Genomic DNA, 14,558 nt, shown 5'->3' on the forward strand with positions numbered 1-14,558 from the left:
TTATAAAAGATGATTTTAAATAAAAAATAAGATATCGCAGCAAACATGTTGCTGCCAAACAAAGTGATACAGAGAGAGGAATGAACGGATGGCAATTATAGATCAGAGCAAAATCAGAAATTTCTGCATCATTGCACATATCGATCACGGCAAATCAACGCTGGCAGATCGTATTATTGAGATGACGGGACTTTTAACGAGCCGTGAGATGCAGGCGCAGGTGCTTGATAACATGGATCTGGAGCGGGAGAGAGGTATTACCATCAAGTCGCAGGCAGTCCGCACGGTATATAAGGCGAAAGACGGTCAGGAGTACATTTTTAACTTAATCGACACGCCTGGACATGTGGACTTTAACTACGAGGTTTCCCGAAGCCTGGCGGCGTGCGACGGCGCGATTCTGGTTGTGGATGCGGCACAGGGAATCGAGGCGCAGACGCTGGCGAATGTATATCTGGCGCTGGATCATGATCTGGAGGTCATTCCGGTGTTAAATAAGATCGATCTGCCGAGTGCGGATCCGGAGCGCGTGGCAGCGGAGATCGAGGATGTGATCGGTCTGGAGGCGTCAGATGCACCGCGCATTTCTGCGAAGACCGGCTTAAATGTCGAGGCAGTTCTGGAGGAGATCGTGCAGAAGATCCCGGCACCGGCGGGCGATCCGGAGGCATCGCTGCAGGCGCTTATTTTCGACTCCCTGTATGATTCTTACAAGGGCGTTATCGTATTCTGCCGTGTGAAGAACGGTACGATCAAAAAAGGCACACGCATGAAAATGATGGCGACCGGAGCGGCTGCAGAGGTTGTGGAGGTTGGATATTTTGGCGCAGGTCAGTTTATTCCGTGCGAAGAGCTTTCAGCCGGTATGGTTGGCTATGTGACTGCCAGTATTAAAAATGTGCAGGATACCCGCGTGGGCGATACGATCACCGATCTGGACAACCCATGTGCAGAGCCGCTTCCGGGTTACAAGAAGGTAACGCCGATGGTATACTGCGGTCTTTATCCGGCGGATGGTGCGAAATATCCGGATCTGCGGGACGCGCTGGAAAAATTGCAGCTCAACGATGCAGCGCTCTATTTTGAGCCAGAGACATCGGTAGCGCTGGGCTTTGGTTTCCGGTGTGGTTTCCTGGGGCTTCTCCATCTGGATATTATCCAGGAACGCCTGGAACGCGAGTACAATCTGGATCTTGTGACAACGGCGCCGGGCGTTGTATACCGGGTGCACAAGACGAACGGCGATATGATTGAGCTGACGAACCCGTCAAACCTGCCGGATCCGTCCGAGATTGCCTATATGGAAGAGCCGATCGTGTCGGCGGAGATCATGGTTACGACCGAGTTTGTCGGTGCGATCATGACGCTGTGCCAGGAGCGCCGCGGCGTTTACCTGGGAATGGAGTATATTGAGGCGAGCCGTGCGCTGCTGAAATATGAACTTCCGTTAAATGAGATTATTTATGATTTCTTCGATGCATTGAAATCGCGCTCCCGCGGTTACGCGTCGTTTGATTATGAGTTAAAGGGCTACGAGGAATCCAAGCTGGTAAAACTGGATATTCTCGTCAACCGCGAGGAAGTGGACGCACTCTCTTTCATCGTATTCGAAGGTTCGGCATATGAGCGCGGCAGAAAAATGTGCGAGAAGCTCAAGGATGAGATTCCGCGTCATTTATTTGAGATTCCAATCCAGGCGGCGGTCGGCGGCAAGATCATTGCCCGCGAGACGGTCAAGGCAATGCGGAAGGACGTTTTGGCAAAATGCTACGGCGGCGATATTTCCCGAAAGAGAAAACTTCTGGAGAAGCAGAAGGAAGGAAAGAAACGTATGCGTCAGATCGGAAACGTAGAGATTCCGCAGAAGGCATTTATGAGCGTCCTGAAGCTGGACGAGGAATAATGGAATTATATATACACATCCCGTTCTGTGTCCGCAAATGCCGTTACTGTGATTTTCTTTCGTTTGCGTCCGATGCGTGCGTGCGGGAGAAATATGTGGATCAGCTGATCCGGGAGATTGAAAGCATTCCGGAAGAGGATGCAGGGCAGTGTCCTGAAAATGCGGCGCCGCGGCTAAACCTGACAGGGCGGACGGTGGAGACGATCTTTATCGGCGGCGGAACGCCGTCCCTGCTTCCACCATCGGCGATTGAGCGGATTCTGGCAGCCGTCCGGCAGGTCTTTCGGGTAGAGCCGGATGCGGAGATCACGATGGAGGCGAATCCGGGGACATTGACGCCGGATTCGGCAGCCGGTTACCGGAATGCAGGGGTCAGCCGCCTGAGTCTGGGGCTGCAGTCGGCTTCGGAGGAGGAATTGCGGCTTTTAGGGCGGATTCATACGCGGGAGCAGTTTTTGCAGAGTTTTCGTGCTGCGCGGGACGCTGGATTTGACAATATCAATGTCGATCTGATGTCGGCGCTTCCGGGACAGTCGGAGGAGAGCTGGCAGGAGACTCTGCGGTTCGTCTGCGACCTTGAACCGGAACATATTTCCGCATACAGCCTGATTGTGGAAGAAGGCACGCCGTTATATGAAGAGTACGGGGAGATGTGCGCGGATCTGGAAAAATACGGCGATTACGCCTCTATGCCAAAGCGTTTACAGACGAAGTATGAAGGCTGCAAATGTCTGCCGGATGAGGAGACAGACCGGAATATGTACCACCACACGAAAACAACGCTGGCGAAGCTGGGCTATGAGCGGTATGAGATTTCCAATTATGCCAGACCGGGCTATGCCTGCCGCCACAACATCGGTTACTGGACCGGTGTGGAGTATCTGGGGCTTGGTCTGGGGGCATCCTCGCTGGTGGGCGGGAAACGCTTTCAGGTGACGGCGGATTTGAACCGTTATCTGGTGTTTACGAAAGAAGAGCTGGCAGCGGGCGCGCAGTATGAGGAAATACACGAACTGAGCCGTCAGGAGCGGATGGAAGAATTTATGTTTCTGGGGCTGCGGCTGACCGGCGGCGTCCGGACGGCAGAGTTTGAACGCCGGTTTGGCGTGGCGATAGAAGCGGTGTACGGTGAGGTGATCGAGCGGCTTTTGAAAGAAGGATTGTTGGAAGCATCGGTCCAGACAGATAGCCATATCCGCCTGACTGAATATGGCTTGGATGTCAGTACCTATGCACTGGCGGAGTTTTTGCAATAAGAATAGAAATGTATGCCCGGAGTGCTTTTTGATATCTGTTTTGCGACGGCAGGAGGAATTTGGGTGTGCATGAAAATTTTGGAGGGTGAAGCATGGATTGCACGATACTGCAGTTTATAATTGTCTGTCCGATGGTATTTCTGGCAGGCTTTGTGGATGCGATCGCAGGGGGAGGCGGATTGATTTCACTTCCGGCGTACCTGATCGCCGGGGTTCCGACCCATATGGCGCTCGGAACCAACAAAATGAGTTCCATGATGGGAACGGCAATCGCGACCGGGCGGTTTGCCAAAAACGGTTACATACAGTTTAAGAAGGTGGTTTGGTTTATCGTGGCGGCGCTGATCGGTTCTTCGATCGGTTCGAACCTGACTTTGTTAGTCAGCGATAAGATTTTACAGTATATGATGATCGTGATTCTTCCGATTGTAGCATTTTATGTTATGCGGAATAAGAAAATGGGCGATGATTCGCTGGCGGGCACCCTGCCGGAGCGGAAATCATTTTTGATTGCGCTGGCATCCGCGCTGATCATCGGTATTTATGATGGTTTTTACGGACCGGGAACCGGAACTTTCCTGCTGCTGGTGCTCACAGGAGCGGCACGCTATACGATGAAAGAGGCGGCGGGTACGACAAAGGCGATCAATCTTTCGTCTAATGTGGCGGCGTTTGTCACATTTGTGATTCACGGCAAGATCATTTACACGCTGGGGCTGGCTGCGGCGATCTGCAGTATTTTAGGAAATTATATCGGTTCCGGCCTGGTATTGGGAAATGGACAGAAGATCGTGCGCCCGCTGATTCTGGTGGTGCTGGCGATCCTGTTTGTGAAGATTTTATTGGGAAATTAGAAAAGAAAATTAGAACGATTAGGCTGATTCATTCGTTTGACAGTTACTGTTCACGCATACGTGCCCAGTAACGGAATTTGCCGTGGCTTCGCATTTAAATACGGCAAATTCCTGCTGCCACCACGTTTTCTTACGGCACTTTCGGTTCCAAAAGTGCCTACCTGTGAACAGTAACATTTGACACATTTACAGTGAGAATGATGCAAAAATAGCTGCGTGATGAAATGTGAATGTTTGGATGATAAGTCGTTTCAATAAAGAGAGGTAACGAACATGAAATGGAAGAAATTTACGCTGACGACCACCACAGAGGCGGTGGATCTCATCAGCTACACATTGGATGAACTCGGCATCGAGGGCATTGAGATTGAGGACAATATCCCGCTGACCGAGAAAGAGACGAAGGGAATGTTCATCGACATTCTGCCGGAGCTTCCGCCGGATGAGGGCGTGGCGAAGGTAAGTTTTTATCTCGATGAGGATGATGATATCCCGGCGATGATGGCGAAAGTCAAAGAGGCGCTGGAAGAATTGAAGCCGTTTACCGATCTGGGCGCCTGCACGTTTGCAGAATCCGAGACGGAGGATAAGGACTGGATCAACAACTGGAAACAGTATTTCAAACCGTTTACGGTCGATCACATCCTCATCAAGCCGACCTGGGAGACAGTGCCGGAGGAGCACAAGGATAAGCTGCTGATTCAGATCGATCCGGGTACGGCGTTTGGTACGGGCATGCATGAGACAACGCAGCTTTGCATCCGCCAGCTCGAGAAATACGTGACACCGGATTCAGAGGTGCTTGATGTCGGAACCGGAAGCGGTATCTTAGGCATCACGGCGTTAAAACTGGGCGCAAAACACGTATTTGGAACGGATCTGGATGAAAATGCGATCACAGCCGTTGGCGAGAATCTGGAAGCAAACGGAATCGCACCGGAGCAGTTCAAGGTCGTACAGGGCAACATCATCGACGATAAAACAGTGCAGGACGAGGTAAAATACGAGTATTACGACATTGCGGTTGCCAACATCCTGGCAGACGTTATCATCATGCTGCAGAAAGAGATCCCGGTTCATATTAAGAAAAATGGTATCTTCATCACATCGGGTATCATTGATATGAAGGAAGAGGCAGTCAAGGCGGCATTTGAGGCGAACGATGCCTTTGAGATTGTAGAGATTACCCATCAGGGCGAGTGGGTTTCTGTCACAGCGAGGAAGAAATAATCATGTACCATTTTTTTGTGGAACCGCACCAGATCGGGGCGGAAGAAATCCGGATTGAGGGCGCGGATGTCAACCATATCCGCAATGTTCTGCGGATGAAGCCGGGTGAGGAGATCCTGATCAGCAGCCGTGAGGGCGGCGACTATTTCTGCCGCGTGGAAGAACTGGAACCAGAGTATGTTTCGGCAAAGATTCTGGAAGAATGGGAAAACAAAGAGCTTCCGGCGCGGATTCACCTGTTCCAGGGGCTTCCGAAGGGCGATAAGATGGAACTGATCATCCAGAAGGCGGTGGAGCTGGGGGCATACCGGGTGGTTCCGGTCAGCATGAAGCGATCGGTTGTCAAGCTGGATGCGAAAAAAGCGGACGCGAAGAGAAAACGCTGGAATGCGGTTTCTGAGAGCGCCGCGAAGCAGTCCAAGCGCAGCCTTATCCCGGAGGTGGCGCCGCTTATGACCTACAAAGAGGCGGTCAAAGAGGCAGCCGGGTACGATATGGTTCTTCTGCCATATGAGTCGGCGGATGGCATTCGGAAAACGAGGGAACTGCTGGCGTCGGTCAAGCCGGGTACGGATATCGCCGTTTTCATCGGTCCGGAGGGCGGTTTTGAGGACGAAGAAGTCGAGCTTGCCAGGGAAAACGGGGCGGAGATCGTAACGCTTGGAAAGAGAATTTTGCGGACGGAGACGGCAGGCTTGTGTATGCTGTCGGCACTGATGCTGCAGTTGGAAGTGTAATTGGAAAATTACAAAGGAGATAGAGATAAAAATGGAAGCCTATTTTGATAATTCAGCGACCACCAAGGTGCTGGACTGCGTAAAGGATGCGGTCGTTGATGCAATGTGCGTCAACTACGGAAACGCGGCGGCGAAGCACAGAAAAGGTGTGGAAGCAGAAAATTTGATTCGCGAGGCAAAGAAGGCGATCGCGGATACACTGAAAGTGCAGGAGAAGGAGATTCTCTTTACTTCCGGCGGAACAGAGTCGAACAATACGGCGCTGATCGGCACGGCGCTGGCAAACCGCAGAGCCGGAAAACACCTTATCACGACCGGTGTGGAACATCCGTCGATCTACAATACGATGTCATTTCTGGAGGAGATGGGCTTTGAGGTGACCTATCTTCCGGTCGATCATCTGGGACATATTTCTCTGGAGGATCTGGAAAAAGCTATCCGCGAGGACACGATCCTGGTGTCTGTGATGTACGTCAATAACGAGGTCGGAGCAGTAGAGCCGATCGAGGCGATCAGCCAGTGCATCAAGAAGAAAAATCCGAAGACATTGTTCCATGTCGATGCGATCCAGGCATATGGAAAATATAAGATCCGTCCGAAAAAACAGGGAATTGACCTGCTTTCCGTCAGCGGACACAAGATCCATGCGCCGAAGGGCGTCGGATTCCTCTATATCCGCGACGGTGTCAAGATCCGCCCGATTTTGTTTGGCGGCGGCCAGCAGAAAGGCATGCGTTCCGGTACGGAAAATGTGCCGGGGTGTGTCGGACTCGGCGTGGCAGCACGCGAGGCGTACAAAGATTTTGATGCACGCATCGAAAAGCTGTATACACTCCGGGAGCACCTGATTGCGGGATTGAAACCGCTCGGCGGCGTCACCATCAACGGCAGTGAGGACCGCACCAACGCGCCGCAGATCGTCAGCGCCAGCTTTGAGGGCGTCCGCAGCGAGGTACTTCTCCATGCGCTGGAGGACAAAGGGGTTTATGTATCGTCCGGTTCCGCCTGCTCGTCCAATCATCCGGGCATCAGCGGTACTTTAAAGGGAATCGGCGTGAAAAAAGAACTTCTCGATTCGACGATCCGGTTCAGTCTGGGTGATCTGAATACCGAGGAAGAAGTAAACTATGCGATCGGCGTTCTGGGAGAACTGCTTCCGGTACTGCGCCGTTACCAGATGAAATAAAATGGCTGTTTAAAGAATGGCTGCTCAGTTTTTTTGCGGGAAAGCAGAAGAATGACAGCCTGTTGTAGAAAGGGAATTCCATGTTTCATACATTTTTGATTAAATATGCGGAGATTGGCCTGAAAGGTAAAAACCGCTATGTATTCGAGGACGCGCTGGTGTCCCACATCCATCACTCGTTAAAACGTCTTGATGGAAAATTTACCGTAACCAAGGAGGCAGGGCGTATCTATGCGACCGCAGCGGAAGAATTTGATTACGATGAGGTCATCGATGCACTGAAAAAGGTATTCGGTATTGCGGCGATCTGTCCGATGGTCCAGTTAGAGGACAACGGCTATGACGACCTGAAAGCGAAGATTGTTGAGTATGTGGACAAAGCATACCCAGATAAACACTTTACGTTCAAGGTAAACACCCGCCGTGCCAACAAACAGTATCCGCATACCTCCGAGGAAGTCAACCGCGATCTCGGTGAGGTCATCCTGGACGCATTCCCGGAGACAAAGGTAGACGTACACAATCCGGATGTTCTTTTAAATGTGGAACTGCGTGCAAAACGTATCAACGTATACTCTCTGGTGATTCCGGGACCGGGCGGTATGCCGGTCGGAACCAATGGACGCGCGATGCTGCTTTTATCCGGCGGTATCGACAGCCCGGTGGCAGGATACATGATCGCAAAACGCGGCGTTACCATCGAGGCAACCTATTTCCATGCGCCGCCATACACCAGCGACCGTGCAAAACAGAAAGTAGTCGATCTGGCAAAGCAGGTAGCAAAATACGCAGGTCCGATCAAATTAAACGTAGTCAATTTCACAGATATCCAGCTCTACATCTACGAGCAGTGCCCGCATGAGGAGCTGACGATTATCATGCGCCGCTACATGATGAAGATCGCGGAAGAGCTGGCGAAGAAAGACGACTGTCTCGGACTCATCACCGGCGAGAGCATCGGTCAGGTAGCATCCCAGACGGTTCATTCCCTGGCGGTTACCAATGCAGTCTGCACACTTCCGGTCTTCCGCCCGCTGATCGGTTTCGACAAACAGGATATCGTCGATATTTCCCTGAAAATCGGTACCTACGAGACATCGATCGAGCCGTATGAAGATTGCTGCACCATCTTCGTAGCCAAACACCCGGTTACCAAGCCGGTCCTGCACCTGATTGAAAAATCCGAGCGCAATCTGGAAGAGAAGATAGATGCGCTGGTAAAAGAGGCGATCGATACGGTTGAGGTTATCCGGTGCTAGTCATATAAAATAGAGGATTTGGAGGAACAACGATAATCCAGAGAAGCCGCTGGAGCCGTTCTTCCAAATCTAAAAAAGAACCGCTGCAAAGCGCGTTGCTTAACAGCGGTTTTTTTCGTTTCAAACAGAACCATCTCGATCGTTCTAATGGTTGCTATACAATGTACGGAGCCAGTGTCGTTAAGATCTCGTCAATCTGGTTCTCAGAATGGATGTTTAAATCAATCGGTTTGGACAGATCCAGACTGAAGATACCCATGATGGATTTAGCATCAATCACATAACGTCCGGAAACAAGGTCAAAATCTACGTCGAACTTCGCTAAGTCGTTGACGAAGGATTTAACTTTATCGATCGAGTTTAAAGAAATACGAACTGTTTTCATGAAAAAAACCTCCTCTATCTACAATAATACTTTTATACTACAAAGTAATCTGACAAAAGTCAAGAGAGGATTCAATTTAAAGGAGATAAAAATGAGAAAAGCGGCATTCCACAATCTGGGCTGCAAAGTGAACTCATATGAGACGGAAGCCATGCAGCAGCTCTTAGAGGATGCAGGATATGAGATTGTGCCGTTCCGGGAAGGAGCGGATGTTTATATTATCAACACGTGTTCCGTGACAAATGTCGCCGACCGGAAATCGCGCCAGATGCTGCACCGGGCAAAGAAAATGAACCCGTCGGCGGCTGTTGTGGCGGTCGGCTGTTATGTGCAGGCAGCAGGCGCGGAGCTAAAAAAAGATGAGGCGGTCGATCTGATCGTCGGCAATAACCAGAAAAAAGATCTGGTACAGATTCTGGATGATTATTTTGCAGATCACGAAAATAGCGGTGAGATTCTGGATATCGGACATTCACAGGAATACGAAGAACTCCATATCCGCCGGATTGCTGACCATACGCGTGCCTTTATCAAGGTACAGGACGGCTGCAACCAGTTTTGCAGCTATTGTATTATACCATATACGAGGGGACGCGTCCGCAGCCGCCGCCCGGAGGACATCGAGCGCGAGGTGCGCGGGATTGCGGAAGCCGGATACAGGGAAATTGTCTTGACAGGTATTCATTTAAGCTCATATGGCGTCGATTTCAAGGATGAGCAGAAAGAAAATCTGCTGACTTTAATCAAACGTCTCGATCAGATTCCGGGCATTGAGCGCCTGCGCCTTGGTTCTCTTGAACCACGTATCGTAACCCGCGAATTTGCCAAAGAGCTGGCGAGTCTGCGGACCATCTGCCCGCACTTCCATCTGTCACTCCAGAGTGGCTGCGACGCGACCTTAAAGCGCATGAACCGCCGCTACAATGCTGCTGAATACCAGGTGTGCTGTGAAATTCTGCGGGAAGAATTTGACAATCCGGCGATCACGACCGATGTCATCGTAGGATTCCCGGGTGAGACCGAAGAAGAATTTGCTGAAACAGAGCGCTTCTTAAAAACGATCCATTTCTACGAGATGCATATATTCAAATATTCCCGCCGCGCAGCACCCGCGCCGCCGATATGCCGGATCAGGTACCAGAAGGAACCAAATCTGTCCGCAGCGATATCCTGCTGGCACTGGAAAAACAGCAGTCCTTAGAATACCGCGGGCGCTTCCTCGGAACCGAAGAAGAAATCCTTCTCGAAGAACCAATCGAGATTGACGGAACCAAATACATGATGGGACACACCCGCCAGTATGTCAAAGGTGCCGTGCCATACGAAGAAGGATTGAAAAATAAGACGGTGAAGGGAATCTTCACGAAGGCACTGAATGAAGAGGTGCTTTTACTGGAAAATGAATAAAAGACAGGAAACGAAAAAACCAATGATACCCCCAAGATGGGATTCATTGGTTTTTTACATACATATAAAATTAAAAAAAATGACATAAATAGAATATATCGGCTTAACAAATTAATCAGTAAGCAATCAATGAACCCCAACGAGATCCTTAATAACTTCCCCAGCAATAATCAGTCCCACTACGGACGGCACAAAAGAGATACTCCCCGGAATCTGCCGTCTGGCGGTACAGCTGCGTGCGGTTCCCGGCGGGCAGACACAGTGGGAACGGCAGGAGATTGCCATATCATCGCCCGGAGTCAACGGTTTCTCTTTCGAATAAACCACTTTCAGTTTCTTGATTCCGCGTTTTTTTAGCTCACGCCGCATGACCTTCGCGAGCGGGCAGACGGAAGTCTTATAAATGTCAGTTACCTCAAAGGCAGCCGGATCCAGCTTGTTTCCGGCACCCATCGAGCTGATGATCGGCGTGTGGCTTGCCTCTGCCTGTTCTACCAGCATCAGTTTTCCCGTTACGGTGTCGATTGCGTCGATCACGTAGTCATACTGGGAAAAATCAAATTCCTTCGCGGTATCCGGCATGTAGAATGTCTTGTAGGTGTGGACAACCGCATGCGGGTTGATGGATTTGATGCGTTCCTCAGCGACATCGACCTTGTACTTTCCGATGGTGGAGGTGGTTGCGATGATCTGACGGTTGATGTTGGTTAAGCAGACCTTGTCATCGTCGATGAGATCAAGCGTGCCGACGCCGCTGCGCGCGAGGGCCTCCACCGCATAGCCGCCGACTCCGCCGATGCCGAAGATGGCAACGCGTGCTTTTGATAAACGCTCCATGGCATCCCTGCCGAGGAGAAGTTCCGTTCGTGAAAATGAATTTAACATATGATACTCCCTTGTAATATATTCTGTCAGTAGCTTCACAGTCACAACTGTGCTATACTAAATAATAGCAGGCTCTGTTTCTGAACGTTTTTTACCCATCAGTTCGGTATTTTATTGTAAAGGTGCGGTCTGCGTTTGTCAAGAAAGACATGAAGAAACGTAACAAAGTGTGCAAATAATCGTTACTGGGCACGCGTGCGTGAACAGTAACAACGGGCAAAAAAAGGTTGACAGATATTGCATAAAGTGATAATATACCTACTAAGCTGATAGGAAAAAGAAAAGGAGTGAAGATCATGAAAGCAGTCAATGGTTTTTGGATGAATACGATGTGTTGCAGCAATGTTTGTACCTGTATGGATCGATGTTGTTGTCGCATTTGTGTACGCGAAAACCAGAAAGCTGGACTTCGGTAAGCGGGGTTTCCGGGGAAAACGGGTTTCGTGAATCTTTTTATTCATAAGGGTTAAGGATATAGAAAGAGCGCATCCGCGTACACAGAAAAACAAGCAGGACAGGCGGCAGAAAAGCTGGATTGGACGGGCGGGAAATGTGTATAGAGGATGGGCTCTTTTCGCATTTTAAACTTCTTTTGGAGCGAGTTTTTCAAATTGGAAATGAGTTCTGTAAAAAAGAAGAATCTATAGAAATCTATAAAAATTAAAAAATATAAAAATCATCACAGATATTAGGAGGAAATCATCATGGCAAACATTTATAAGGGAACACTGGGACTGGTAGGAAACACACCATTAGTTGAGGTTGTGAATGTTGAGAAAGCGCTGGGACTGGAAGCAACGGTTCTGGTAAAACTGGAGTATTTAAACCCGGCTGGAAGCGTGAAGGATCGTATTGCAAAAGGCATGATTGAGGATGCAGAGAAGAGAGGTGTCCTGAAAGAGGGTTCTGTCATCATCGAGCCGACTTCCGGCAATACCGGTATCGGTCTGGCGTCCATCGCAGCAGCGAAGGGATATCGCATCATCCTGACGATGCCGGAGACGATGAGCGTGGAGCGCCGCAACATTCTGAAAGCGTACGGTGCAGAGATTGTCCTGACTGAGGGCGCAAAGGGCATGAAGGGCGCGATCGAGAAGGCAGAAGAGCTGGCAAAAGAGACACCAGGCAGCTTCTTAGCCGGTCAGTTTGTCAATCCGGTCAATCCGGCGGTTCACAGAGCAACCACTGGTCCGGAGATCTGGAATGATACCGACGGAAAGGTTGATATCCTGATCGCAGGCGTTGGTACCGGCGGAACTCTGACAGGTACCGGCGAATACTTAAAATCCCAGAATCCGAATGTGAAAGTCATAGCGCTGGAGCCGGCTTCCTCCCCGGTATTAAAGACAGGCAAGGGCGGCGCACACAAGATTCAGGGTATCGGTGCCGGATTTGTACCGGATGTACTGAACACTAAGATTTATGATGAGATTTTCGAGGCGGAGAATGAGGATGCATTTGCGGCAGCGAAACTTCTGGCACACAAAGAGGGCATTTTAGTCGGTATTTCCTCCGGCGCAGCCCTGCATGGTGCGATTGAGCTGGCAAAACGCCCGGAAAATAAGGGGAAAACCATCGTAGCGATTCTTCCGGACAGCGGTGACCGCTATTATTCCACACCACTCTTTACAGAGGACTAAGAGACTAATTATAGAAATAGGACTTCCCAGAATGCAGGGAGAGTGTTATAATTAACAGAAAATGAGTTACTGGTTACGTGCGCGTGAACGGTAACAAAACAGCAGAAAAACACAGGACCCGTTTGTTTGGCAGAGCACTGTCAGCGCGGATCCTGTGCTTTTGTTTCATTTCATGAGAATTGTGGTTACTGTACACAGGTAGGTACATTTTTTACATTCTTTTTCTTAAAGAGGATTTTGCAGATAACGGATACAGGAGAATATACAATGAAAACGATTACGATTGAGGAGCTGGAAGCGTTAAAGGATGCGGAGAAGACGATCGTGGACATCCGCCCGCAGGACCAGTATATGCGCGGAACTTTTCCGGGGGCGGTAAGCCTCCCGGCGTCCCGGCTGGAAGAGCAATATGAGGAAGAAACAGCCAGGTTAGACAAAATGCATCCAGTGTACGTGATGTGCCATACCGGTGAGAAGAGTCAGGAGTGGGTGCGTCGTCTGACCGGAGACGGATTTGACGCGGTCAATGTGGAGGGTGGTTACCGTGCGTGGCTGCGCCTCTCCCTGTCCCGCTTCGTAGGCGGAGAATCCGAGGCGGATCGAGAGGAAAAACGGGCGAGAATTGAGCAGAGTATTATAAAAAAATTCCGCAAGCCGATCTGGCGGGCGTTTACGCGGGCACTCAACACCTACGACCTGATTCAGGAGGGCGACAAGATCGCAGTCTGTATCTCCGGCGGCAAGGATTCCATGCTGATGGCGAAACTTTTCCAGGAATTGAAAAAACATGGAAAATTCCAGTTTGAAACCGTTTTTCTAGTGATGAATCCGGGCTACAATGCGGATAACTGGAAGATCATCCAGGACAATGCGAAACTTCTCGGCATTCCGCTGACGGTATTTGAGAGCGATATTTTCGACACGGTGGCGACGATCGAACAGAATCCGTGCTACCTTTGTGCCAGAATGCGACGCGGTCACCTCTATGCACAGGCGAAAGCGCTGGGCTGCAATAAAATTGCGCTTGGGCATCATTTTGATGATGTGATTGAGACGATCCTCATGGGAATGCTGTACAGCGGCAAGATTGAGACGATGATGCCGAAGCTGCACAGCCAGAATTTCGAGGGCATGGAGCTGATCCGCCCGATGTACCTTATCAAGGAAGATGCGGTCAAGGCGTGGCGTGATTACAACGGACTGCAGTTTATACAGTGCGCGTGCCGTTTTACTGAAAATTGCGTGAGCTGCGGAGGCGGACGTGGTTCCAAGCGCGATGAGATGAAGGAATTGATCGCCCATTTCCGCAAGGAGAGCGACGTGATCGAGAAAAATATCTTTAAGAGTGTCCACAATATCAACTTAAAGACTGTGATCGGTTACCACAAGGACGATTGGACGTACAATTTCCTGGATGATTATAATGATAAAAAATAACTTGCCGAATGGGGTAAAGTAGAGTAAAATAAAAAAGAGTAGTTTACCTGCACGCATGGATCCGCAGAGTGACAGAGCGCGGCGGGTATTTAAAAGGACGTGAAGACAAAATGGGTGATATCAGCAATACACAGTTTTTTAGAGCAGTACAGGAAGAGAAGAAGCTGGAGGCAAGCCAGGTTCTGGAACAGGTATATACAGCGCTGACGGAGAAGGGTTACAACCCGATCAATCAGATTGTAGGATATATTATGTCTGGAGATCCGACCTATATTACCAGCCACAAGAGTGCCAGAAGCCTGATTATGAAGGTAGAGCGTGACGAAATTCTGGAAGAGCTTGTGAAGGTATATATTGAGACGAAGCTTCAGTAAAGAGT

Annotated in this window: 12 protein-coding genes and 1 pseudogene; 11 read left to right on the forward strand and 2 right to left on the reverse strand. The window is 50.0% G+C overall.

All coding sequences use genetic code 11. The features are described from left to right. Positions 1-88 precede the first annotated feature (88 nt). The 7 genes from lepA (at position 89) to thiI (ending at position 8,425) form a co-directional block, all read left to right on the forward strand. Positions 89-1,903, forward strand: coding sequence for a translation elongation factor 4 (lepA, locus tag DWX91_RS05940; RefSeq protein WP_022359720.1), 1,815 nt, complete (start codon positions 89-91; stop codon positions 1,901-1,903). Beyond that, positions 1,903-3,159, forward strand: a complete 1,257-nt coding sequence (hemW, locus tag DWX91_RS05945) for a radical SAM family heme chaperone HemW (RefSeq protein ID WP_118472450.1) — start codon at positions 1,903-1,905, stop codon at positions 3,157-3,159. The genes lepA and hemW overlap by 1 nt, the downstream gene beginning before the upstream one ends. 92 nt (positions 3,160-3,251) lie before the next feature. Continuing rightward, positions 3,252-4,013 (forward strand): sulfite exporter TauE/SafE family protein, encoded by a 762-nt coding sequence (locus DWX91_RS05950; protein ID WP_107001602.1) that lies wholly within the window; start codon positions 3,252-3,254, stop codon positions 4,011-4,013. Positions 4,014-4,286: 273 nt separating this feature from the next. Continuing rightward, positions 4,287-5,243, forward strand: coding sequence for a 50S ribosomal protein L11 methyltransferase (gene prmA, locus DWX91_RS05955; protein WP_022359722.1), 957 nt, complete (start codon positions 4,287-4,289; stop codon positions 5,241-5,243). 2 nt (positions 5,244-5,245) lie between these two features. Then, on the forward strand, positions 5,246-5,980 hold the full coding sequence (locus tag DWX91_RS05960) for a 16S rRNA (uracil(1498)-N(3))-methyltransferase (protein WP_117795082.1): 735 nt from the start codon (positions 5,246-5,248) through the stop codon (positions 5,978-5,980). A gap of 31 nt (positions 5,981-6,011) precedes the next feature. Then, a complete protein-coding gene (locus tag DWX91_RS05965) occupies positions 6,012-7,166 on the forward strand; it encodes a cysteine desulfurase family protein (protein WP_118472451.1) in 1,155 nt (384 codons plus the stop codon). A gap of 80 nt (positions 7,167-7,246) precedes the next feature. Continuing rightward, positions 7,247-8,425 carry a tRNA uracil 4-sulfurtransferase ThiI gene (gene thiI / locus DWX91_RS05970; RefSeq protein WP_117795086.1) on the forward strand — a complete coding sequence of 393 codons (1,179 nt, stop codon included), beginning with the start codon at positions 7,247-7,249 and terminating at the stop codon, positions 8,423-8,425. Between the two features lie 154 nt (positions 8,426-8,579). Here the strand turns inward: thiI and DWX91_RS05975 are convergent, their stop codons facing one another. Continuing rightward, the gene (locus DWX91_RS05975; RefSeq protein WP_022359725.1) at positions 8,580-8,810 is read right to left on the reverse strand and encodes an HPr family phosphocarrier protein; all 231 of its coding nucleotides are present in this window, start codon (positions 8,808-8,810) and stop codon (positions 8,580-8,582) included. Positions 8,811-8,901: 91 nt separating this feature from the next. Between DWX91_RS05975 and mtaB the strand changes: the two are divergent. Beyond that, a pseudogene (gene mtaB / locus DWX91_RS05980) lies at positions 8,902-10,217 on the forward strand (tRNA (N(6)-L-threonylcarbamoyladenosine(37)-C(2))-methylthiotransferase MtaB). Positions 10,218-10,343: 126 nt separating this feature from the next. Here mtaB and DWX91_RS05985 read toward each other — a convergent pair. Beyond that, on the reverse strand, positions 10,344-11,102 hold the full coding sequence (locus tag DWX91_RS05985) for a ThiF family adenylyltransferase (RefSeq protein WP_107001596.1): 759 nt from the start codon (positions 11,100-11,102) through the stop codon (positions 10,344-10,346). A 704-nt stretch (positions 11,103-11,806) separates the two neighbouring features. Here DWX91_RS05985 and cysK point away from each other — a divergent pair. The 3 genes from cysK to DWX91_RS06000 all read left to right on the forward strand — a co-directional run bounded on the left by cysK (position 11,807) and on the right by DWX91_RS06000 (position 14,553). Further along, positions 11,807-12,742: a cysteine synthase A gene (gene cysK / locus DWX91_RS05990; protein WP_118472452.1), complete on the forward strand. Its 936-nt coding sequence runs from the start codon at positions 11,807-11,809 to the stop codon at positions 12,740-12,742. 267 nt (positions 12,743-13,009) lie between these two features. After that, positions 13,010-14,179: an ATP-binding protein gene (locus tag DWX91_RS05995; RefSeq protein WP_107001594.1), complete on the forward strand. Its 1,170-nt coding sequence runs from the start codon at positions 13,010-13,012 to the stop codon at positions 14,177-14,179. 110 nt (positions 14,180-14,289) lie between these two features. Beyond that, on the forward strand, positions 14,290-14,553 hold the full coding sequence (locus DWX91_RS06000; protein WP_022359731.1) for an IreB family regulatory phosphoprotein: 264 nt from the start codon (positions 14,290-14,292) through the stop codon (positions 14,551-14,553). Positions 14,554-14,558 lie beyond the last annotated feature (5 nt).

Origin of the sequence: Clostridium sp. AF22-10, from assembly GCF_003478725.1 — a bacterium.
Classification (GTDB): domain Bacteria; phylum Bacillota; class Clostridia; order Lachnospirales; family Lachnospiraceae; genus Otoolea; species Otoolea fessa.